The organism is Ruegeria sp. EL01 (genome assembly GCF_900313035.1).
Lineage (GTDB): Bacteria > Pseudomonadota > Alphaproteobacteria > Rhodobacterales > Rhodobacteraceae > Ruegeria.
The window spans coordinates 255,734-276,706 of the sequence record NZ_OMPS01000001.1 but is presented as its reverse complement, the minus strand read 5'-3'; the positions used below and the strand labels follow the sequence as shown (position 1 = coordinate 276,706).

The following is a 20,973-nucleotide window of genomic DNA, read 5'->3' as shown; positions in this document are numbered from 1 at the left end:
CAAGTCGCCACATACGGCGATGCCAAAAAAAATAAAACAGACTGACCAAAGCCAGCACGGCGCAAGCATTTCAGGTCCTCTTACTGTTTCGAAGGGACAGAAATGCGTGTGCAAATACGGAAGATGATACTGCTGGGGACGGCTTCGTGCCTCAGCATGATTGCGGCTGGCGGCTGGGCGCAAGAACAGGATGACGGTTTCCTTGGCACCCTTGTTCTTGGGGAAAGCAAACGGGAAATCCAGACGGATACCGCTGTGCCCGTCACAAATATCGATCAGGAAGAAATCAATGAACGGCAGGCCAACACCGTAGCGGAACTGATCGACTCGGTTCCGGGCGTAAGTCTGGTGAACGGCTCCACCCCCCAAGGGTCAGGCATCAACATTCGCGGTTTCGGCGCAAACAGTACGTTCGGAACCGATCAGAAAGTTCTGATCCTGGTCGATGGTGCGACGACAGGCGCGGAAGAGCTGTATCGGATCGGCAACCAGCTTTTTACGGACCCCCAGCTGTACAAAAGCGTCTCAGTCGTCCGTGGCACCGTTGGATCATTTGAATATGGGTCTGGGGTTGTCGGTGGTGTCGTTCAACTGGAAACTAAGGACGCGTCGGATTTAACGGGTGGAGAGCCCGGTTTCCGTTTCCGTCAGACGCTTGAAGGGTATTCGAACGGCAATGGGTTTGCGTCGTCATCCATTCTGGCATGGCAACCGAATACGCAAACTGAATTCCTGTTCAACTACACCTACCGGGATCAGGGCGATCAGAAAGACGGCGATGGCGACACCATTGGGAACAGCTCATTCACGCTGCCTTCGGTGCTGGCCAAGGGTAAATACAGCTTCGGCGATAATCTCGAACACGCAATCACGGCATCCTGGAACAGGTCCACATCAGAGGAACGTGACGTACCTTACGACTCGTTTAGCACCACGGCGGACTCCTTTGGGAACGTGGATCGCGATATCGAAACACAAATAGGGATACTGCGGTTCCAATACCAGCCGGTCGAAAATGATCTGATCGATCTGGATGTCAACCTCAGCTATTCAGAGCAGTCAATCAAAAGCGCCTATGTCCCTGGATCTTCCAGCCTTGAAGGAACGCCGTTTTTTCCCCGGATTCGGGCCCTGGCGGATGCCACACATAACTATGAAACAACAAAGCTGACGATCAAGAACACGTCCTACTTCCAGACCGGAATTGCCTCGCATGATCTGCGGGCTGGCATTGAATTCATCAATCGCGAACGGTTGGACGCCGCATCAGCACCAGGCGGAACCGACCGTCGCATTTCCGTGTTCGCCGTCGATGATGTTCAGATCGGTGACCAACTGACAATCACACCCGCGGTGCGATACGAAACACAGGACATCAAAGGTGACGATGACACGGCGGCTCCGTTCAACGAAAGCTATGACAACAACGCGCTTATGGGCGGGCTGTCGGCGCGGTATGAATTTAACAGCGGCTTTGCGATCTTTGGCGGTGGTGCCTACACAGAAAGCCTGCCGATTATCGATGATCTCGGTACACCGCTCTATATGACGCAGCCAGAGAAATCCCGAACATGGGAAGCAGGTTTTTCATACAATCGTGGTGATGTGATTGCCGAAGGCGACGTAGTCCGAGCCAAGGTCAATTTTTATGAGACAACCTTGTGGGATATAACATCCTACGTATCCGGCAGGCCGTCTAGACCGCTGTCCGAAGTGGTAACAAAAGGTGTCGAGATCGAAGCGTCATACGCCAACGCTGGCGGGTTTTACGTTGATTTCAACTCGAACATCGTGACCGGAACGGAAACCAGCTCAACCGGCGTTGAATCGCGCTGGCGGAATGAACCGTCAGACTCTGCGCGCCTTACGCTGGGCAAGCGGTTCGGCGAGACACTGGATGTCAGTTGGGAAATCTTCGGCGCTCGGTCCGGAACAGACTCGAGAGGTGCCGCCACCGCAGGATACGGCGTGAACGCCCTGCGCGCAACCTACCTGCCACAAGAGGGCGTGTTTGAAGGCTTTGAGGTGCGCGCCGGCATCGAGAACATCTTTGACAAGAACTATCGCCCGAACCTTTCGACCCGCAACTCATCGGGCCGAAACTTCAAGCTGTCCCTGGCCAAAACCTTCTGATCCAGACGAAAGGACCCGTTATGCCAATAACGACAACAACAAATGCCAGCGTGGTCCTGCTGACCCTGCTCCCTTTTTTGGGGGCAGGGTTTGTCAGCGCAGAAGAGATACACACAGCCGGCGGCGTATCCATCGAACTCAGCGCCGCCGAGGCAAGGGGGCAAAACTGTCTGCTAAGTTTTGTCGCCGAAAACACGCATGATGCCGACATTAGCGGGGTTGTGTATGAAACTGTCCTGTTCGGGAACACAGGTGAGGTGTCGCTGCTCACCCTGCTGGATTTCGAAGAACTGCCTGCAGGTCGCCCTCGCGTCAGGCAGTTTCAGTTCAACGACATGGCCTGCGATCAGATCAGTCGGATTCTGATCAACGGCGTCCAGGAATGTGAAATCCAGACCGACGCCAAAGACGCCTGCATGAACGAGCTCACACTCAAAAGCCGTCTTGAAACCGAATTACTTGGATAAAGCCATGACCGAAATGCAGCAAAAACTGATAGAGATATTGCAGTTGGGAGGGCCGGTTGTGGCCATCCTGATCGCGGCCTCGATAGCCACTCTTGCGTTGGTCATCTACAAACTCTGGCAATACAAGGCGGCCGGGGTCGGGCGCCACATCGAATTGTCGATGGCCATCGACGCATGGGATCGACAAGACCACATGGCCGCCAGAAGCCATCTGAACAAAAGCCGCAGCTATCTGGTGCCCGTGATTGCGATGGCTCTGTCGGGTGATGATCGCACCTTGTCCGACAGGGTTGATGCCGAGGCTGAGGCGCGTTTTGCGCGGTTGGAACAAGGTCTCAACGTGTTGGATAGCGTCTCGCAACTTGCGCCCTTGCTCGGGTTGTTCGGCACTGTGCTGGGCATGATCGAGGCCTTCCAGACCCTGCAAGGTGCTGGCAACGCAGTTGATCCATCGCTGCTGGCCGGCGGAATCTGGGTCGCACTTATGACGACAGCAGCCGGGCTGGCCGTGGCGATGCCGACCTCACTGATCCTGACTTGGTTCGAGGCCCGCGTGAACCGCGAACGTATCTTTGCCAACCGTGCGCTCAGAACAATCTTTGCACCGGGCCATGCCGGTGACACGGCACAAACGAATAAGGCGTCAACTACTGCACTGGCCCATGGCGCTTGATGTTCGAAGAAAGCGGCGCAAACGCCTGTCGATGACATCACTCATAGATGTCATCTTTTTGCTGCTGCTGTTTTTCATGCTGACATCTACTTTCTCGAAATTCGGCGAGATAGAGTTTTCGACGACAGCCATTGGTGGCGCTGAAACAGATCGAGTCATCCGTTTCATCAAACTGGATGCCGACCGAATTCTGGTCGATGGCGCGCCTGTGCCCTTAGCGCAGGTGGCCCAGACGCTTCGCGCTGCCAAATCCCAGACCGCGCTCATTAGCCTAAGCCCGCACGCGACCTCTCAGCAATTGATCGATCTTCTCACAGTCCTGGCGCCTGTCGAACAATTGCACACTCAGGTATTAGGCTGATGCAGCTAAGATCCAAACCCAGACAAAGTAGGGAACCGACAATCGCGCTTATCAATGTCGTGTTCCTGATGCTCATATTCTTCATGATCGCGGGAACCCTTGCGCCGCCGCTCAGCAAATCGGTTCAGCTTGTTGAAACGCAGAATCTGGAAGGGCGCGAACCGCCTGATGCATTAATTATTCGCGCTGATGGCACTCTTGAATATCGCGGGGCAGAACTGACCAATGCTGAGGCTTACGTCGAACGGGCTGCCATCGATCTTCCCCTTGATGCGGTGCGGATCGTGCCGGACCGATCCTTGCCCGCAGTTACGCTCAAACAAGTCAGCGACGCTTTGCGTGGGTTGGGTGCAAGCAAAGTCTATGTCGTGACGGAAAGGGGTTTACGGTGATTCCAAAATCCCGCGGAGTGGTTGCGATTTCCGTTGCATTGGCCGTGGCGGCTCATAGCTTGGCGCTTATAGATTATTCACCCAGCGAAACGGTGGAAATCGAAGGTGGTGGAGCAGCAGCAGCCGCTGCGCTCGGATCCACATTCAAAGATTTCGTTGCCGGAGCCAATGCACCTGTGCCCGCCAGCATGCGGCAGAAATCAGCCACGCCACACCAGTTGCAAGCCAAGGCCAGCCCAACCTTGCACCAGCGAGCGACGACGCCCCCAACGCTCAACCCGATCCCATCTGACGCTACTGCCGCACCCACGAAGGCAGTTGCTCAGAACCCACTCAAGCCTCAAGAAATTGAGACGTCGAAAACGCAGGTTGATGTTGCTTCGGTTCCACTGATCAAGGATATCAAACGGCCTGAACCGGAGAAACAGACAAGCAATCAAACTGCGAAGTCAAACGGAAACACCAAACAAAGCGGGAAAAAGGGCGACGCGACCGGGAAAACCCCCGAAGGCGCTGCGAAGGCAACGACATCCAAACAAGCCACCACCACATCCGGCAATGCCGAAGCCAGCAATTACGCGGGGCGGATAAAACGCAAAATTATCCGCGCCCGAAGAAAGAGCGCTAATATCCGAGGTGCCGCTCTGGTGGCATTTCGAATGGCCGACAGCGGGACGTTGCAGACAATCAGCATCGCGCGCAGTTCGGGATCAAAACGACTGGATCAAATCGCCGTTGCCCAAGTAAAAGCCGCAGCCCCGTTCCCACCACCTCCAGCAGGAGTAAGACGGGATTATACTTTCGAAATCATGGGGCAGCGGTAACTGACGTCTCCAAGTCGAAAGCTGTGGCTACCACGTCAAAAGTCAGGCTAGTACGTTTGCTCGCGCGACAGATCCAGATGCTGGACACAAAAAACTTGCCCTCTCGCCTTTAAGTGACCACTTCTCATATCTATTCCGATGACAGCCTTTCCATAGCGCTAACGAGGGGCATTGCCCGTACCCCTCCCTGCCCCGGGACCTCCCTGTCGTCGGCGTAAACAAGGATACGTTCTGAGACGTCCAATTCTTCTGTCGCGATATGGAACCCACGCGTTACCTTCGCCGATGTTGTCCGCTTGATTTCTATTGCCCAGACGGCCCCTCGGGGCAATCTCAACATCAGATCCACCTCGGCCCCGGCTGAAGAACGGTAGAAGCTTGCTTCGGTTCCGCGCGGCGCAGCGGTAATCAGGTTTTCAATACAAAACCCTTCCCAACTGCCGCCAACAACTGGATGCCCAAGCAGGTTCTCCTGTGTGTCGATCGCAAGAAGTGCATGGGTCAATCCGGAATCGCGAATATAGACTTTAGGAGATTTGACGAGACGCTTTCCGGCATTGGAATGCCAAGGCGGCAGGCGGCGCACCAGCATCAGGTCGACCAATAAATCAAGATAACGTGCAACGCTCTGGCCAGAGACTCCCAGGTTTCCTGCAAGCTTTGCCGCGTTGAGTAACCCGCCCTGCTCATGGGCGAGCATCGTCCAGAACCGGCGCAATGTCTCCGCCGGAATACGCAACCCGAAGGCTGGAACATCACGTTCCAGATAGGTTCGGATGAAATCCTCGCGCCAGGCCAAGCTGGTCCGGTCGTTTTTCGCCAGGAAGCTATCAGGGAAACCACCCCGCAACCAGAGGGTTGAGATCACGTCTGCTCCGATTTCCGACAGCGTGAAAGGCGTAAGCTCGTGATAGCTGACCCGTCCAGCCAGGGATTCTGCGCTTTGGTGCAGAAGCGTGTTCGAGGCCGACCCCAGAAGCAGGAACTGTCCAGTCCGATGCCCTTGCCTGCGTCGCCGGTCAATTTGACCGCGCAATGCCTTGAACAGACCTGGCATGAGTTGAACCTCGTCGATCACCACAAGACGTCCAACCTGCTCGTCGAGATAGAGATCAGGCTCTTCGAGAACCTGACGGTCAGCAAATCTCTCCATATCAAGATAGACAGCGTCACGGCTTTCAGCGATATCTTGTGCGAGCGTTGTTTTCCCAACTTGCCGTGGCCCAAGCAGGACGACGCCCGCCTGGTTCTCTAGAGAGTCTTCAACGGATTTCCTGTGACTACGCTCGATCATACCTTGTATTTATGCCATCCGATGGAGTATTTACAAGGTTTAACTTTGGAACTGTAGCGCTGACGAACCCAGCGGCTGAAGCCTAATTCAGACGAAACACGACGTTTCGCCCAACTAGCAGGCGCGCTCGAACTTACGATTACAGAACTCATCGAGGAGGTCTCCGCACCAGATTTCGATTCAGAGTAGACGACAATCCTCTGCCTCCCGGCTGACCTGATCCGCCCCCATTCCCGGACCAAGCACCATTCTCCGAATAGGGTTCGGATTGATATTGGCAAGTTGTTAGCCACTGATTGTGAAGAATATGCGATGGGCAGATCATGCGGTTAAATCGACTGTGGAATCGGCCCATAGACTGAACGCATCAGGGCGGGCGTGACGGTACGAGGCTGTGGTGAGTTGATAACGCTCTGGCTGCGCATCCTTATCCAGCGAGCTCTGCAAACTGACGGAATCCACTTGTCGAGATGCCAAGCTGCCCCTTGCGGATCATGTTGGCAACCTCGATCCCCGCAGGTGTCGCGGCAGCTAAGGCAAAGCTTTTGAACCCCAACATCGGTCGCGTGAGCCTTTTGATAAAACGGTGATCCTGTTCAATCATGTTGTTGAGATACTCGGAGCAAACGGTATCGATTTTGATGGTTATGGCCAGCCTCCTGAAGATCTTGTTGACCTCTTTGATTCCGGCTGTGTTGCTTCTGTTTTTTCAATGGTAATCCGTTTTTGGGATGCCATTGTTGTGCAATGCGTTGACGAAGGACTTTCTTGCAGCCTTGGTGTCTCGCTTGTCGGAAAGCATGAAACCAAGGGTTTGACCGCCGCGATCTACCGCACGATACAGGTACACCCATTCACCGCGGACTTTGACATAGGTCTTATCCATACCCCAGGATCCAGCCGTGCTGGCCTTTCTTTTCTGCGCTGCGCGGGCGGCCAGGGGTGAGCATTGACGACCCAGCGGTTCAGCGTTGCATGATCAACCGTCACCCCACGTTCCGCACGATCTCTTCCAAGTCGCGATATGAAACGCCGTATCGGATGTAGAAATAGACCGCATACAAGATCATCGATTGTGGGTAGTGTGCGCCCTTGAAGTCGGTCATCGGACACTCCCAAACATTGTCACAGTCAAACTGCCAGTTGAATCAAACCACACGAAGTGCAACATGCCGACCAAAGTTTGCGACAGATCCCGTCAAGTTTGACATCTGATTGAGCGAAGTATCAAAAGAGCTCCGGATAAATCCCGGGGCTCTTGGCGTTTCAGCGGTGGAGCAGAACGCTTGCCTTTGCATGTCGCGCGATCTGAGCCGCGTGGGTCCCAAGCGTCGAAAGTGCGCTGCCGGGCCGAACTGCGTTGAGCACGATGAGGTCGGCATTGATTGCCTTGGCTTCCAGCATTGCCTGCTCGCCGATACCACCACGCAGGACATGGGGCGTGGCCTGCACGTTCGCAGCCGCAACAAGGGCTGCCAGCTCTTCTTTCGCCCGCGTATTTGCAGCTTTCTGGCTTTCGTCCGAGACGAATGGCTCCACATAACTATAAAACCCATAGGGCATGACATAAGCTGCATGGAGTGTGGCAGATGGAAAGGCAGCAGCGGCGTAAGACAAGACGTCTTTGCCACTGTCGTGATGCGCGATATCCACCAAGACAAGAACAGTGTTCGGGGCCATCATCGCCTCCTATTTACTCAGGACTTCAGGGAGCCAGGTCGCCAACCCGGGGAACAAGACGAGGATGACGACGAAAAGGCACATCACCAGGAACATCGGGAAGGAGGCTTTTGAAATGAAGCCGATATCTTTGCCCGTCATCCCTTGAAGCACAAAGAGGTTGAACCCGATGGGAGGCGTGATCTGGGCCATCTCGACCACGATCATGAGGTAGACTCCAAACCACAGCATGTCAAAGCCAGCGGCGCGGACCATGGGCTCGATCACCGCCATGGTCAGAACGATAGAGGAAAGACCGTCAAGGAACATGCCAAGAACGATGTAAAAGACCGTCAGGATGGCAATGAGCGCCAGTGGCGGGGGCTCCCAATCCGCAATCACCTCGGCCAGTGCCTTGGGAATGCCGGTGAATCCCATGGCGAGGCTTAGGAAGCCCGCACCCATGAGGATGAACATGATCATCGCTGTGGTGCGTACCGAGCCAAGAACGCTTTCCTGAAAGCTGCTCCAGCTTAGACTGCGTTGCACCATCGAAAGGAGAAGCGCCCCGACAACGCCGAGCGCGGCGGCCTCGGTCGCCGTGGCCACGCCGGTATAGATCGAACCGATGACTGCGGCGATCAGGATCAACACTGGCAGCAGGTCGGCAAGCCTGCGACCGAGGCTGGACACATCCACGTCCTGGATCGGGTTGAAGCTCCCACGGTTGACGATTGACCAGCACGCCACATAGGCCATGAACAGCAACGCGAGACACAGACCTGGGATCATTGCGGCCATGAAAAGCTTTGATATGCTCTCGTTCACGGTCACGCCGAAGATAATCATGGAGATCGACGGCGGAATGAGGAGGCCGAGCGTGCCGGCACCGGAAAGCGTGCCAATGATCATATGCTCGGGGTACTTGCGCGCGCGCAATTCGGGAATGGACATCTTGCCAACGGTCGCCACCGTCGCGGCGGACGAGCCAGAGATGGCAGCAAAGACGGCGGAAGCACCAATATTGACGTGCAGCAGCGACCCGGGCAGGCCCTTCATGAACGGTGCAAGACCTTTGAACAGCGTCTCGGACAGTTTTGTTCGGAACAGGATTTCCCCCATCCAGATGAAAAGCGGCAGGGCCGTTAAGGTCCAGCTTGACTGCTCTCCCCAGATGGTGACGGCCATGGAATCTCCGATAGGTGCAGACGTAAAGAGCGCCATACCAACGATTGCGGTCGCCAGAAGCGCGGCCCCCACCCAGACACCAAGGCCGAGGCATAGAAACAGCGTCGACAGAAAGACAATGATTGAAATCGTTTCGCTCATACCTCGTTTGGCCCCTCATGCCCGGCTGTCTCTGGGTTAATCGCGTCATAGTCAAACAACGCCTGAAGAAAGGAGTGAATGGCGGCGATCGCCAGAAGCCCGGCACCAATGGCGACAGGGGTTTGCGGAATCCAGAGTAACACCGCATCCGCTCCTTCGCTGCGCTCGCCAAAGTCCCAGCTGTCGTAGGCAAGGCGCACCATGTAGAAGGCGAGAAAAGTCGAGATGCAGGCCATGAAACCCAAGCAAAAGACCTCGACACTGCGTCTTGATGTGTGTCCCAGCTTTTGGATCAAAAGCTGTACACGAATATGCCCGTTGGTGCGGAACGTGTAAGCCAAGGCAAGGAATGTGCTAGTGGCCATGACATAGCCCGCGAAGTCCGTGGCCCCACCGGCATACAACCCAAAAGCCCGCGCCATGATGGAGTACAACACCAAAGCGCAAAGCAGGATCAACAATGCCCCAGAGGCAAAGGCGCCGACCTTGTAGATCCCATCCATGATCCGAGAGATTTGCCGCACGGTTCTGCTCCTTCAAAGTAAATCGGCGTGGCCCCTAGGGAGAAAGGGGGCCACGCCTGGTTGGGTCACGAACCGTTGGCGGCCGCATATGCGTCAAGCACGGCCTGACCCTTGTCGCCAGCGCGTTCGAGCCAGGCTTCGCGTAGCTCCTCGCCCACATTCTGGAACTCAACCTGCATGGCTTCGTTGAGCGGGCCCACATTCATGCCGTTGGCCTTGAACTGTTCGACATACCAGCTGTCCAGTTCCTCGGCCTTCGCCCAGCATTTTTCTTCTGCATTCGCGGCGGCCGCTTCAACCACGGCCTTCGTTTCATCGTCGAGACGTTTCCAGGCTTTGCCATTCACGATCACCATGTTGCGCGGCAGCCAGGCCTTCACATCATAGTAGTATTCGACATGTTCCCAGAGCTTGCGGTCATAGCCGGTAGAGCCGGAGGAAATCATGGATTGCGCAACACCGGTGGCAAAAGCCTGTGCAAGTTCTGCGGCTTCGATCTTGGTGGGTACCATACCCAGCCCTTCGGCCATCTTGGACGTTGTCGCGTTGTAGGCACGAAACTTCAGGCCGGAGACGTCGTCGAGGCTTTCGGCGGCGGTGATCGAGTAGAAGCCCTGGGGCGGCCAGGGGCAGGAATACAGGAAGTGAAGCCGTCCTTCTTCCAGCGTTTCAATCAGGGCCGGCTTGGAGACTTCGTAGAGCGTTTTGGCGTCCGCAAAGCCGGATGCCAGGAACGGCACGCTGTCAACTTCGTAGATCGCATCATCATTGCCAAGCGCCGAGATCAGTCGTTCCCCGATGGGCGCAAGGCCCTTGCGCACCGCACCAAAGATCTCGGACCCGCCAAAGAGCGACCCGCCGGGGTGTGTGACAATCTCCAAATCAGAGTTGGCCGTCACCTCTGCGGCAAACTCCGCGGCGATCTCGGAGTGGTAGTTGGTGGCGGAATAGGCCAGTGCCATATCCCATTTGTCAGCCAGCGCGCTGCCAGCCGTGAGCGCGAAGGCGGTGCCCGCGCAGAGGATTGCTTTCATTTTCATTGTGAGCTCCCTGTGAACCTATCCGGCGATGGTCACTGGGGCGGGCTGAAAAAGACAGGGTCAAATTAACGGGATAGGGCACAGAGCCGTGAATCTGACGGTTTGCTGGCCAGCATCCTCTTTTCCGCGTCACTTGTCTTGCTTAGTTCTTGATTATGGCACATCTCGGCATTCTCTCGCTCGACACAGCATTTCCCCGCATCGCAGGAGATGCAGGTAACCCCATGAGCTACCCATTTTCTGCTCGGATGCATGTGGTAGAGCGGGCCGATGCCAGTGTCATTGTGTCGGATAATCCGCCACCGCAAGAGATGCTTGATGCGTTCATACGCGCCGCAAAGCAGCTTGAGTTCGAAGGTGCCGCGGCCCTCGTTTCGACATGCGGTTTCCTTGTCCATGCCCAGGCCGAAATCGCCAGAGCGGTACGCATTCCGGTCATGCTATCTTCACTTTCGATGTATCCCATGGTTCAGATGGTTTGCCCCGGGTCCGTGGGGATTCTGACGGCATCTGTGCGCGCGCTTGGTCCTAACGCGCTTGCTGCTCCCGGGGTTGATGATGCGGAAATTGCCGGAATGGATCATCATGCGTTGTTCCGGGACACGTTCCTGGCGACGAAGGCCGAGCAGCGGCGCGAATTTGATCGCGACCAGATGGAAGCACTGGTGCTTCATGAGGCTGAGGCACTCATAGACCGGGCACCGCTATCTGCCCTTATTCTGGAATGTGGAAATCTGTGCCCCTACGCACCCGCGCTTCGCAACCGGTTTGGACTACCCGTTTTTTCCATCCTCGATGCGGCAGGCTGGATGATGCAGTCTCAGCTCGCGATCTGAAGTCGTGGTGCAGTTGGCACATGTGCCCGGCGCCGAAATTTGCTGGCCAGTGCGATTGTCGCGTCGACCGCGTTCACCCCGGGGAGCATGGCGATCTCGTCGACAAGCGCGTCCAGATCCTCTTGATGAGGTGTGCGCACCATACACATAAGGTCATAAGACCCAGTCACAGAGAGACACTCCTCAATCTCGGGATAGCTCTTCAATGCGGCCACAATACTGCGGCACGCAGCACGGTTGCAGCCCAGATTCAACACTGCGCGGGTTTCCAGCACTTGCGCCTCTTCTACCACCACCGCCGTATAACCCAATATGCGCCCCTCCCGTTCTAGCCGCGCCACGCGCTCGCTTACAGTCGTGCGTGCAGTGCCCACACGGCGTGCAAGCTCTGATGTCGCAAGGCGGGCATCATCCTGGAGGAGGGCCAAAAGGTTGCGGTCGATGGCGTCGAGTTTGCGCATTTCGATCTCCCTTACTGTTCTTGAAAGACTGGCAGAGAATCAATCATGCGAAAAATGCTGTTTTTGCCGATCATCATGATCTAAATTCATGAAATGCGTCGCTACATCCCATCCCTCTTCGCGCTTCGCGCCTTCGAAGCCTCAGCCACAACACTCAGTTTTACACGCGCGGGTGAGGAATTGGGGCGCACGCAAAGCGGAGTGAGTCGACAGGTTTCGAATCTTGAGGCCCTCCTTGGGATCGACCTTTTCGAACGGTTTGGGCCGCGTCTTGTCCTTACTCCCGCAGGGGAGTCCTATGCCGCCTCTGTTTCAGAGATCCTCAACCTGCTGGAAGAGGCCTCCATGGATGTCATTCGCGGCAGCCGCGCCTCGGCTGCGCTGCAAATCGGTGTGCAGGATAGCTTTGCCAGCCGTTGGCTTGTCCCGCGCATGAAGCACTTTATGGAGGCCCATCCCTCGGAACCTTTCAACGTAATTCCGCTGCGCGGCGATGTGGATTTTGCGGACGGACCAGACATCGCAGTGATGCGTGGGCAAGGCGCCTGGCGTGACGCAATCGCTTACAAACTTATCACCGAATTTGTCGGGGTGGTTGCGGCGCCGACGTTGGTGCCACCGCATCAATCGCTGCCGATTGAGGAACACCAAGCCTTTCCCAAAATTCAGAACGCCCATCGACCGGACTCTTGGCTCCGCTGGCTGGCGGCCAAGGGGATCGAGCATCATGGACCCATTTCCGGTCCGCGTTTTTCGCAAACGACGATGGTAATCGAAGCGACGCTGGCCGGGATCGGATTGGCCGTTGTTCCGGTTTTCATGATCGAGGAACAACTGGCGGACGGGCGATTGCATTTGCCCTTCGGTGCGCCGGTCGCTAGCGGAGCAGGCTACTATGCCGTGTATCCAGAGACACGGCGGCCCTCGACACCGGTGCGCCTCTTTCGCGACTGGATCATGTCCGAAACGCGTGGCTTGCGCTAACGGTAGGTGATGAACCTTTCCGGTCGGAAAGGCCTTGCATCGATCGGAGGGGTTTTACCTTCCAATATGTCGCCCAACAGGCGAGCCGTGCCAGGCGCGGTGGCGAAGCCGATATGCTGATGGCCGGACGCCACAGAGACGTCATGCGCGGCAGGGAGCGGCCCGATGCAGGGGCGGCTGTCTGGAAAGGTCGGGCGTGCGCCCATCCATGTGGGGGTTGTGCACGGGACACCAAGGTCAATCGCCTCGCGCGCGGCCTTTTCCGCGCGCGTTATTTGATCGTGATTTTCTGCGGCGTTGCGCGCGTTCAACTCTACCCCGGTGGTGAGCCTTAGCCCATGCCGCATCGGGGACAGGACGTAGGAGCCCCCGGTGTCATAGATCGGTCGACCAAGGGTCTGCGCGTTGCCCGCGCCCTCGGATCCCTTGAACTGCCGGTGATATCCACGCTCAAAGGCCATTGGAACGCGGTAGCCCGCCTTGTTCAGCATGTCTTTGCCCCAGGGGCCGAGGCACAGCACGATATGGTCCGCACGTATCTCGGCCCCGCCCTCCAAAACAACGCGCGGCGCTTGGATTGTGTGCAAGCCAGTAACACAGCCGGTTTCGATCTGCCCTCCCTCAGCCGCAAAGCGCCGGGAATAGGCACTTACCAAAGCACCAGGATCCCGGACCGACGCGCTGTCTTGCACCCAAAGCGCGTGTGGGAAAATGGGGGAAAGGTGCGGCTCAAGTTCGTGCAGGCTTGCCCTGTCGAGAGTTTCGGTCGGCACCTCGAACTGCGTGAGCATCCGGCGTAACAGGCTGCTCCGAGCATGGGCCGCCACTGAGCGATACAGAAAAATCCAGCCGCGTTCGGAAAGCAAATCGTCCTGCCTGCATTCCGCGATCATGGCCTTGTGGGCGGGGATGGACAAACGGATCAAAGCGTCAAGCGCCTTGGCCGTACGGTCCACCCGTGACGAGCGTGCGTTGGCCAAAAACGGCAGAGCCCAACCCAGATTGTTCAGAACATAGCGAAGATTGTATCGCAAACTGGTGCGCCGGTTACCAAGCAATCCCGGCAGGTCACGCAGCATGGACGGGTTGTTGAGCGGCATGAGCGAGGAGCGTGCTAAAACACCCGCATTGCCGAACGACGTCTCGCGCCCCGGCTCTTGCCGGTCGATCAGCGTTACCCTTGCACCGCGCCGCAAAAAATCGAGCGCAGTGCAAACGCCTACCATCCCGGCACCGACTACCAAAACTGATCTTCCAGCAAGCGCTTGGGGGGGAGGGCTCATGTCTTTCATGGCTTCAAACTTCAGAGATACGCCACATCCTTGGCCTTGAGCGAGAGAGGATCTTCGCCACGTTTTGTCAGCCACGAATAGACAGGGGGAACCCGGACCGCGATGGACTCAATATGCACATCAATGAGGCCGGGGCCCTGAGTGTGAGCGAAGGCCTGCCCGAGAGCGTCGTCCAGTTCATCCGCGGTTTTCGCGGTCCAGCCCTTCAATCCAAAAGCCTCGGCGATGGCGGCCCCGCGTGGAGGCATGAAATCCACGCCAAAGGTCTGATTGTGACCCTTGAGGCGGTGAAGCCCCTTGATCCATCCGAAATGGCCGTTGTTGAACAAAAGAAGGATTGCAGGGATCTGCAACCGTACAAGCGTTTCAAGCTCACCCACCGCCATTCCAAAAGAACCATCACCGAACATGCCGATGGGGCGGCGCGTTGGATCGGCGCGCCAGGCACCTACGGTGGCCGGAAGCGCAGAACCCAGCCCGCCAAAAGCCCGTGGTATGGCAAAGCGCGTTTGTGAATCATTAATCTTGAGAAAGCGTGTCATATGCGGCGTGGGCGTGCCCGCGTCGGAATAGATCAGCGCTGGTTTGCCCGAAGCCTCAAGCGCCTGATTGAAGCAGCGCACAGCGCGTTCGGGTCGCAGCGGTGTTGTGTCCGCATCAAGCAGGCTTTGCGCCTCTTGCCAGAAACGAGCGCGCAACGTGTTGAGATGGCTTACCCAGGGCGTAAATTTTGAACCCTCGAAATCTTCCGGGACTGCCTCGTGCAGGTCGTTCAAGACAAGCTTTGCGTCACCGACCACCGAAAGCACGTTTTCGTAATTGTTGGCCATGATCTCGGGATTGATGTCGATTTGGGCCACGCGCTTGTTCAGCGTGAGTTTCGGAAAGGTCCAGCCGATCGTCACGACTGAGCCCATCTTGGACCCGATGAACAGCACAAAATCGCTCTCTTCCATGGCCCTGTTGGCATGGGGGTGAAAGCCGTTGTCACCGATCACCCCGATCGAGAGCGGGTGATCGTCGGGCATTGTCCCCTGACCGGTCATGGAACTACATACCGGGATGTTGAGCCGTTCGGCCACACGCAACACCTCCGCCCCGGCACAGGCCCGGATCACGCCCCCGCCCGACACGATGAGCGGTCGCTCGGCGGCGGAAAGATGCTCCAAAAGCGTTTCGGCCATCCCTGGTGCGGGTCGGGTGGGGAAGGCGGGAAAAGTCTTGCACTCTTCCTCGACATGGAGCGATACGCTTGCAGGGTCGATCTCTGCCAGCAACATGTCCTCGGGGATTTGCAGATGCACCGCGCCGGGCGTGCCTGAACATGCCGTGCGAAAGGCGCGACGGATGATCTCGGGCAGCTTATCTGCCGATTTCACTTGCACGGACATCTTTGTCACCGGCTCGAACAGGCGCGCGCAATCCAGCTCAGTCAGTACACCGCGCCCTTCCCCGGGCAGGGGGATGTCGATTGTCAGCACGATTACAGGCACGGAGGAGGCGTTTGACTCAGCGATTGGTGGCAGCGTGTACATCGCACCCGCGCCCGAGGGGCATTCGACCACGGCAGGGCGGTCCGTGAAGCGGCCATAGGCATCGGCCATGAACCCGGCAGAGCGCTCGTCCCGCGCCATTACATGAGTGATCCGCTCTTCTTTGTCTTGCAGGGCTTCATAGAACGAAACATTGGTATCACCGGGCACGCCGAAGATGGAGTCGACTCCGTAACCAATCAGCATCTCCACCAAGATATCCGCGCCGCGCATTCCAATCCTCCTAATGTTGCACGACGAAAGCTAGTTGGGCGTCCGATTCGCGAACATTGGCAATGTGACGGCTTTCAACCTGTACCCGGCAATTTGACCACTCGACCCCGATTGCGCGCGCTGATCTGTTGCAAACTTTTGACCATTGGTCCTTTGCGTCTGCGCGCTGCGTCGGCAATAGCGCCCAAGTCTCGTGTCACCCAACGGTTCAGCGTGGCTCAATCAACCGATACGCCGCGTTCCACCATGATCTCTTCCAGGTCACGATATGAAACGCCGTATCGAACGTAGACGAATACAGCAAAGAGGATCACGTCCTTCGAATATTGCGCGCCTTTGAAGGAGATCATGAGCTGGCTTTCGACTAGTTAGGGTCGAAAGCCATTCACGCGCTAAACCCAAGTTCATCAACAGCCAAAAGTTTGCAACAGAGCCAACGGTTCGGCCGCCCAGCCAAAGTGCAGACACCGAGGTCCAAATATTAAACAACATGATCGAGCAGGACCATCGGTTTATCAAACGGCGTGTTCGGCACATGTGTGGGTTCAAGTCGTTCAGATCTGCTTCCGCCACATCGGACGGCATTGAGGTCGCCAACATGATCCGGAAACAGCAGTTCTCCAACGCTGCCACCTCGGGCTTTCAGGTCTTTGCTGAGATCGCAGGATAAGAGTGTCCGGTAAGCCGCTGACTCTGCGCGTTCCAAAAGATTGCGACACAATCGTCCCGGCTTGCGCACGCGTGACGTCGACCGTCTGATTGCAGGTTGGACGCTTCGTTTTATTCCAGACGTTCGGTGATACGGATTTTTCAAAACTTTTCGAATAGAGTTGCTGTATTTTTGCGGGTGGTCCACACAATCCGCCCGGCGCATATTTTTGAGTGCATAGTATTTCTTCAGGAGCATACATGAGCACCAAGTATTTCGCACCAAGCGGTGGACATCCTGGTCAGGAACAACTGTTGACTGATCGCGCTGTTTTTACCGACGCTTATGCCGTGATCCCGAAGGGAACGATGCGGGATATTGTGACCAGTTTTCTGCCGTTTTGGGATGATACACGTTTATGGGTGATCTCCCGCCCTTTAAGCGGCTTTGCCGAAACCTTTTCGCAATACATCATGGAAGTTCAACCCGGCGGTGGTTCTGACCGGCCTGAGATCGATGCCGAGGCCGAGGGTGTTTTGTTCGTGGTCGAAGGCGCCGCGACAGTAACCGCCGAAGGCAGAACCTATGAACTGACACCGGGAGGCTACGCCTATCTGCCTCCAGAAAGTGATTGGACTCTGCGAAACCAAGGGGATGAAATCCTGCGTTTCCATTGGATTCGAAAGGCTTATGAAGCCGTAGATGGCCTTGATACCCCCGACATACTTGTCCTAAACGAAAACGACATCGCTCCAACCAAAATGCCCGGAACAGATGGAAAATGGGCGACAACGCGATTTGTCGACCCAAGTGACTTGCGCCACGATATGCATGTAACTGTGGTGACGTTTGAGCCCGGCGCCGTCATCCCCTTTCTTGAAACCCATGTCATGGAGCACGGTCTCTATGTTCTGGAAGGAAAGGCGGTCTACCGGCTGAACAATGACTGGGTCGAGGTAGAGGCTGGCGATTACATGTGGCTACGCGCGTTCTGCCCGCAGGCTTGCTATGCAGGCGGTCCGGGCAAATTTCGTTACCTGCTTTATAAGGACGTAAATCGGCACATGGCCCTGCGGCCCGGCCCTGCTGCCTACCCGCAGCATAGTCGCCTCAGGGCTGCGGCGGAGTAAGCGTTCCACCGATTGCCAGCGTCAACTGATGAGCCGCCTCTATGACGGGGCGGCTTAGCCGTTCAACCTCACTTTCACTGACACGGCTGGTCGGTCCGGACACCGAAATCCCGGCAACTGCCTCGCTATTGATGTCAAAGACCGGCGCTGCGATGCATCGCATACCTGCGTTCTTCTCTTCATTGTCCACTGAGAAACCCCGGGCTCTGATGGTTGCGAGGTCCGCTTTCAGCGATTCAGGATTAGTAATCGACCGATCTGTGAATGCCTGTAATTCCACGGTGGCCAACAGCCGGTCCAATCTGTCTTCGTCCATGTAAGCCAGCAGTGCTTTTCCGATACCCGATGCATGCATCGGCGACAGCGATCCAGGCGGAAAGAACGCACGGATACTGGCGTGCGTTTCCACCTGGCTCAGAAAAAGTACAAACCCTTCTTTTTCTACGCCCAGATTGGCCGTCTCGCCCGTGGTTTCCATGAGTTTTCGCATGACTGGTCTGGCCCGGTCCACGAGACTGGTGCGGCGCAGGAAGCGTGAGCCAATTACGAACGCGCGGGGACCGATATGCCAGACCTGCTCGTCGTGATCGAATTCGACGAGCCCCCTGCCTTCCAACGTCACGAGGATACGGTAAACGGTGGCCGGGGACTGGTGCATTTCATCGGACAATGTGGTCAATGCCTTGCCTTGCGCCTCGCTCAGATACTCGAATACCTCCATCGCCCGATCCAGGGATTTGATCGTGTTCTGCGCTGTCTTGTCATCCCACCCTCGCGGTCTTCCACGAGCTTTTCGGCGGGATACAGAACCATTATCTTGAGAATCCATAAAAACTCTTTTTTCATTTGTGAAAGACTAATTCATCATATGAAAAATATAAGACACTGACAACAAAACAATAATTTCAATGACGTGAGTTTTGAAAGACATTTTCAAAAAAATATCGGGCTAAGAGGTTGAATCTTATTGTGTGGTCAACGACGGAAGGAGACCATCCATGAGCTTTCAAAATCCCGTTTTCATCCCGGGCCCAACCAATATCCCGGAAAGCCTGCGCAAGGCCTGTGATATGCCCACGATCGACCATCGCTCGCCGCTGTTTGGGCAGATCCTGCATCCCGCACGCGCGGGTGTGCAAAAAATTCTCAAAAGCGACAGCGCCGAAGTCTTCATCTTCCCTTCGACCGGGACCGGAGGCTGGGAGACAGCATTGACCAACACCCTCTCCGCCGGTGACAAGGTTCTGGCTGCGCGCAATGGTATGTTCAGCCACCGCTGGATCGACATGTGCCAACGGCACGATCTGAATGTTGAGATCGTCGAAACTCCGTGGGGTGAAGGACTGCCCGCCGACCGCTACGAAGAGATTCTCACCGCCGACACAAACCACGAAATCAAGGTCATTCTTGCAACGCACAATGAAACGGCAACAGGCGTAAAGTCGGATATTGCTGCCGTGCGCAAAGCCCTCAATGCGGCCCAACACCCGGCGATGCTGTTCGTCGATGGCGTTTCGTCGATCGCGTCCATGGATTTCCGTTTCGATGAGTGGGGCGTCGACGTTGCCGTTACGGGTTCACAAAAAGGGTTTATGCTGACAGCTGGCCTGGCAATCGTCGGCTTTAGTCAGAAAGCAATGGAGGCAACCAAGACGGGTACCCTGCCCCGCACCTTCTTTGATGTGCATGACATGGCGAAGGGCTACGCCAACAATGCCTACCCCTATACTCCTGCAGTTGGCTTGATGAATGGCCTCAACCAGGCCTGTGATATGCTGCAAAACGAAGGTCTGGAAAACGTCTTTGCCCGGCACCACCGCATTGCCGAGGGTGTTCGCGCCGCCGTAGGTGCCTGGGGACTGGAGCTTTGTGCAGTCAACCCGTCGGTGTATTCTGATACCGTTAGCGCGATCCGCACACCGAACGGATTCAATGCAACCGACATCGTCACCCATGCAGCCGAAAAATACGGCGTTGCGTTCGGAGTGGGCCTTGGTGAAGTCGCCGGCAAGGTATTCCGCATCGGACACCTTGGCAGCCTGACTGACGTCATGGCGCTGTCTGGGATCGCCACCGCTGAAATGTGCATGGCCGATCTAGGTCTGAACATCCAACTGGGCTCCGGTGTAGCCGCCGCACAGGAATATTATCGCGGTCATCCAGCGGCAGTTCAGAAGAACGCTGCATGATGAAGGATTGTAACATGTACATCCCAACGTATGAGGACATGCTCGCGGCACATGATCGGATCAAACCTTTCGTCCGCCGCACCCCGGTCCGCACCTCGGACTATCTGAACGAGCTGACCGGGGCGCAGCTGTTCTTCAAATGTGAGAATTTTCAGGAACCGGGCGCCTTCAAAGTGCGGGGTGCCACCAATGCAGTGTTCGGACTTGGGGACGAGCAGGTGAAAAAAGGCGTCGCGACCCATTCTTCGGGCAATCACGCCTCGTGCCTGTCCTATGCGGCGATGAAACGGGGCATTCCCTGCAACGTGGTCATGCCGCGCACAGCGCCGCAGGCGAAGAAAGACACGGTTCGTCGCTACGGCGGTAAAATCACCGAATGTGAACCTTCCACCTCGTCGCGCGAGGCCACTTTTGCCGAGGTTCAGGCAGCCACGGGCGGGGATTTCGTCCATCCCTACAACGATCCGCGCGTGATTGCCGGACAGGGGACTTGTTCGCGTGAGTTCATTGAACAGACCGACGGTCTGGACGCGGTCGTCGCCCCCATCGGTGGCGGCGGTATGGTGTCCGGCACTTGTTTGACCCTTTCCAACCTTGCCCCTGAAACCGCGATTATCGCTGCAGAACCAGAGCAGGCCGACGATGCCTATCGCAGCTTCAAGGCGGGCCACATCATTGCGGACGACGCACCAAAGACAATTGCCGACGGACTGCTGGTTCCGCTGAAGGACCTCACGTGGCACTTCGTGTCGAACCACGTGTCCGAGATTTACACGGCCTCGGAACAAGAAATCATCGATGCGATGAAGTTGACGTGGAAACACCTGCGGATCGTGATGGAGCCATCCTCGGCCGTTCCGCTGGCCACGGTCCTGAAAAACCCGGACGCTTTTAAAGGCAAGCGTGTCGGTCTGATCATAACCGGGGGCAATGTCGATCTGGACAAGCTGCCTTGGCTGAATGCGTGACT

21 protein-coding genes and 2 pseudogenes are annotated in these 20,973 nt (G+C 56.4%); 12 read left to right on the top strand and 11 right to left on the bottom strand.

Going from position 1 to position 20,973, the window contains the following annotated elements; all coding sequences use genetic code 11:
• The first annotated feature begins 123 nt into the window (after positions 1–123).
• Genes D9K61_RS01280 through D9K61_RS01255 form a run of 6 tightly spaced genes read left to right on the top strand, consistent with a single transcriptional unit; the run spans position 124 to position 4,850 of the window.
• Positions 124–2,133, top strand: a complete 2,010-nt coding sequence (locus D9K61_RS01280; RefSeq protein WP_254055640.1) for a TonB-dependent receptor domain-containing protein — start codon at positions 124–126, stop codon at positions 2,131–2,133.
• A gap of 20 nt (positions 2,134–2,153) precedes the next feature.
• Positions 2,154–2,600 carry a hypothetical protein gene (locus D9K61_RS01275; protein WP_120631447.1) on the top strand — a complete coding sequence of 149 codons (447 nt, stop codon included), beginning with the start codon at positions 2,154–2,156 and terminating at the stop codon, positions 2,598–2,600.
• A gap of 4 nt (positions 2,601–2,604) precedes the next feature.
• Positions 2,605–3,273, top strand: coding sequence for a MotA/TolQ/ExbB proton channel family protein (locus D9K61_RS01270; protein ID WP_120631446.1), 669 nt, complete (start codon positions 2,605–2,607; stop codon positions 3,271–3,273).
• Positions 3,212–3,634 (top strand): ExbD/TolR family protein, encoded by a 423-nt coding sequence (locus tag D9K61_RS01265; protein ID WP_371688440.1) that lies wholly within the window; start codon positions 3,212–3,214, stop codon positions 3,632–3,634. The genes D9K61_RS01270 and D9K61_RS01265 overlap by 62 nt, the downstream gene beginning before the upstream one ends.
• Positions 3,634–4,026 carry a biopolymer transporter ExbD gene (locus D9K61_RS01260; RefSeq protein WP_120631444.1) on the top strand — a complete coding sequence of 131 codons (393 nt, stop codon included), beginning with the start codon at positions 3,634–3,636 and terminating at the stop codon, positions 4,024–4,026. The genes D9K61_RS01265 and D9K61_RS01260 overlap by 1 nt, the downstream gene beginning before the upstream one ends.
• Complete coding sequence (locus D9K61_RS01255; RefSeq protein WP_162946686.1) at positions 4,023–4,850, top strand: TonB family protein; 828 nt, start codon at positions 4,023–4,025, stop codon at positions 4,848–4,850. Before D9K61_RS01260 ends, D9K61_RS01255 begins: the two co-directional genes overlap by 4 nt.
• Before the next feature lie 130 nt (positions 4,851–4,980).
• Here the strand turns inward: D9K61_RS01255 and D9K61_RS01250 are convergent, their stop codons facing one another.
• The 6 genes and pseudogenes from D9K61_RS01250 to D9K61_RS01225 all read right to left on the bottom strand — a co-directional run bounded on the left by D9K61_RS01250 (position 4,981) and on the right by D9K61_RS01225 (position 10,696).
• Entirely contained in the window at positions 4,981–6,144 is a 1,164-nt protein-coding gene (locus tag D9K61_RS01250) for an ATP-binding protein (RefSeq protein WP_120631442.1), read from the bottom strand.
• Between the two features lie 427 nt (positions 6,145–6,571).
• Positions 6,572–7,250 (bottom strand): annotated as a pseudogene (locus tag D9K61_RS01245) (IS6 family transposase).
• Positions 7,251–7,410: 160 nt separating this feature from the next.
• On the bottom strand, positions 7,411–7,824 hold the full coding sequence (locus tag D9K61_RS01240) for a universal stress protein (RefSeq protein ID WP_162946685.1): 414 nt from the start codon (positions 7,822–7,824) through the stop codon (positions 7,411–7,413).
• Between the two features lie 9 nt (positions 7,825–7,833).
• The gene (locus D9K61_RS01235; RefSeq protein ID WP_120631440.1) at positions 7,834–9,132 is read right to left on the bottom strand and encodes a TRAP transporter large permease; all 1,299 of its coding nucleotides are present in this window, start codon (positions 9,130–9,132) and stop codon (positions 7,834–7,836) included.
• Complete coding sequence (locus D9K61_RS01230; RefSeq protein WP_162946684.1) at positions 9,129–9,656, bottom strand: TRAP transporter small permease subunit; 528 nt, start codon at positions 9,654–9,656, stop codon at positions 9,129–9,131. Before D9K61_RS01230 ends, D9K61_RS01235 begins: the two co-directional genes overlap by 4 nt.
• 65 nt (positions 9,657–9,721) lie before the next feature.
• Entirely contained in the window at positions 9,722–10,696 is a 975-nt protein-coding gene (locus tag D9K61_RS01225; protein ID WP_120631438.1) for a TRAP transporter substrate-binding protein, read from the bottom strand.
• Positions 10,697–10,920: 224 nt separating this feature from the next.
• On the opposite strand from D9K61_RS01225, the gene D9K61_RS01220 reads away from it, so the two are divergent.
• Positions 10,921–11,532: an aspartate/glutamate racemase family protein gene (locus D9K61_RS01220; RefSeq protein WP_162946683.1), complete on the top strand. Its 612-nt coding sequence runs from the start codon at positions 10,921–10,923 to the stop codon at positions 11,530–11,532.
• Here D9K61_RS01220 and D9K61_RS01215 read toward each other — a convergent pair.
• On the bottom strand, positions 11,517–11,993 hold the full coding sequence (locus tag D9K61_RS01215; RefSeq protein ID WP_120631436.1) for an Lrp/AsnC family transcriptional regulator: 477 nt from the start codon (positions 11,991–11,993) through the stop codon (positions 11,517–11,519). The genes D9K61_RS01220 and D9K61_RS01215 overlap by 16 nt on opposite strands.
• Before the next feature lie 93 nt (positions 11,994–12,086).
• Here D9K61_RS01215 and D9K61_RS01210 point away from each other — a divergent pair, with 93 nt between their 5' ends.
• Positions 12,087–12,977, top strand: coding sequence for a LysR substrate-binding domain-containing protein (locus tag D9K61_RS01210; RefSeq protein WP_120631435.1), 891 nt, complete (start codon positions 12,087–12,089; stop codon positions 12,975–12,977).
• On the opposite strand, the gene D9K61_RS01205 is transcribed toward D9K61_RS01210, so the two are convergent.
• The 3 genes and pseudogenes from D9K61_RS01205 to D9K61_RS27770 form a co-directional block, all read right to left on the bottom strand.
• A complete protein-coding gene (locus tag D9K61_RS01205; RefSeq protein ID WP_120631471.1) occupies positions 12,974–14,260 on the bottom strand; it encodes an FAD-binding oxidoreductase in 1,287 nt (428 codons plus the stop codon). The two genes, D9K61_RS01210 and D9K61_RS01205, sit on opposite strands and share 4 nt — an antisense overlap.
• A gap of 20 nt (positions 14,261–14,280) precedes the next feature.
• Positions 14,281–16,035, bottom strand: coding sequence for a thiamine pyrophosphate-binding protein (locus D9K61_RS01200; RefSeq protein WP_120631434.1), 1,755 nt, complete (start codon positions 16,033–16,035; stop codon positions 14,281–14,283).
• 134 nt (positions 16,036–16,169) lie between these two features.
• Positions 16,170–16,385: pseudogene (locus D9K61_RS27770) on the bottom strand (IS6 family transposase); the annotation flags it as partial.
• 56 nt (positions 16,386–16,441) lie between these two features.
• On the opposite strand from D9K61_RS27770, the gene D9K61_RS01190 reads away from it, so the two are divergent.
• Both D9K61_RS01190 and D9K61_RS01185 read left to right on the top strand, forming a co-directional pair.
• Positions 16,442–16,705 carry a DDE-type integrase/transposase/recombinase gene (locus D9K61_RS01190; RefSeq protein WP_371688441.1) on the top strand — a complete coding sequence of 88 codons (264 nt, stop codon included), beginning with the start codon at positions 16,442–16,444 and terminating at the stop codon, positions 16,703–16,705.
• A 239-nt stretch (positions 16,706–16,944) separates the two neighbouring features.
• Positions 16,945–17,814 (top strand): bifunctional allantoicase/(S)-ureidoglycine aminohydrolase, encoded by an 870-nt coding sequence (locus D9K61_RS01185; RefSeq protein ID WP_120631432.1) that lies wholly within the window; start codon positions 16,945–16,947, stop codon positions 17,812–17,814.
• On the opposite strand, the gene bhcR is transcribed toward D9K61_RS01185, so the two are convergent.
• A complete protein-coding gene (gene bhcR, locus D9K61_RS01180; protein WP_120631431.1) occupies positions 17,795–18,643 on the bottom strand; it encodes an HTH-type transcriptional regulator BhcR in 849 nt (282 codons plus the stop codon). The two genes, D9K61_RS01185 and bhcR, sit on opposite strands and share 20 nt — an antisense overlap.
• Positions 18,644–18,812: 169 nt before the next feature.
• Here bhcR and bhcA point away from each other — a divergent pair, with 169 nt between their 5' ends.
• Together bhcA and bhcB are read left to right on the top strand one after the other, a co-directional pair.
• Positions 18,813–20,003 (top strand): L-aspartate--glyoxylate aminotransferase BhcA, encoded by a 1,191-nt coding sequence (gene bhcA, locus D9K61_RS01175; RefSeq protein ID WP_120631430.1) that lies wholly within the window; start codon positions 18,813–18,815, stop codon positions 20,001–20,003.
• Complete coding sequence (bhcB, locus tag D9K61_RS01170) at positions 20,003–20,971, top strand: beta-hydroxyaspartate dehydratase BhcB (RefSeq protein WP_120631470.1); 969 nt, start codon at positions 20,003–20,005, stop codon at positions 20,969–20,971. Before bhcA ends, bhcB begins: the two co-directional genes overlap by 1 nt.
• Positions 20,972–20,973: the final 2 nt, after the last annotated feature.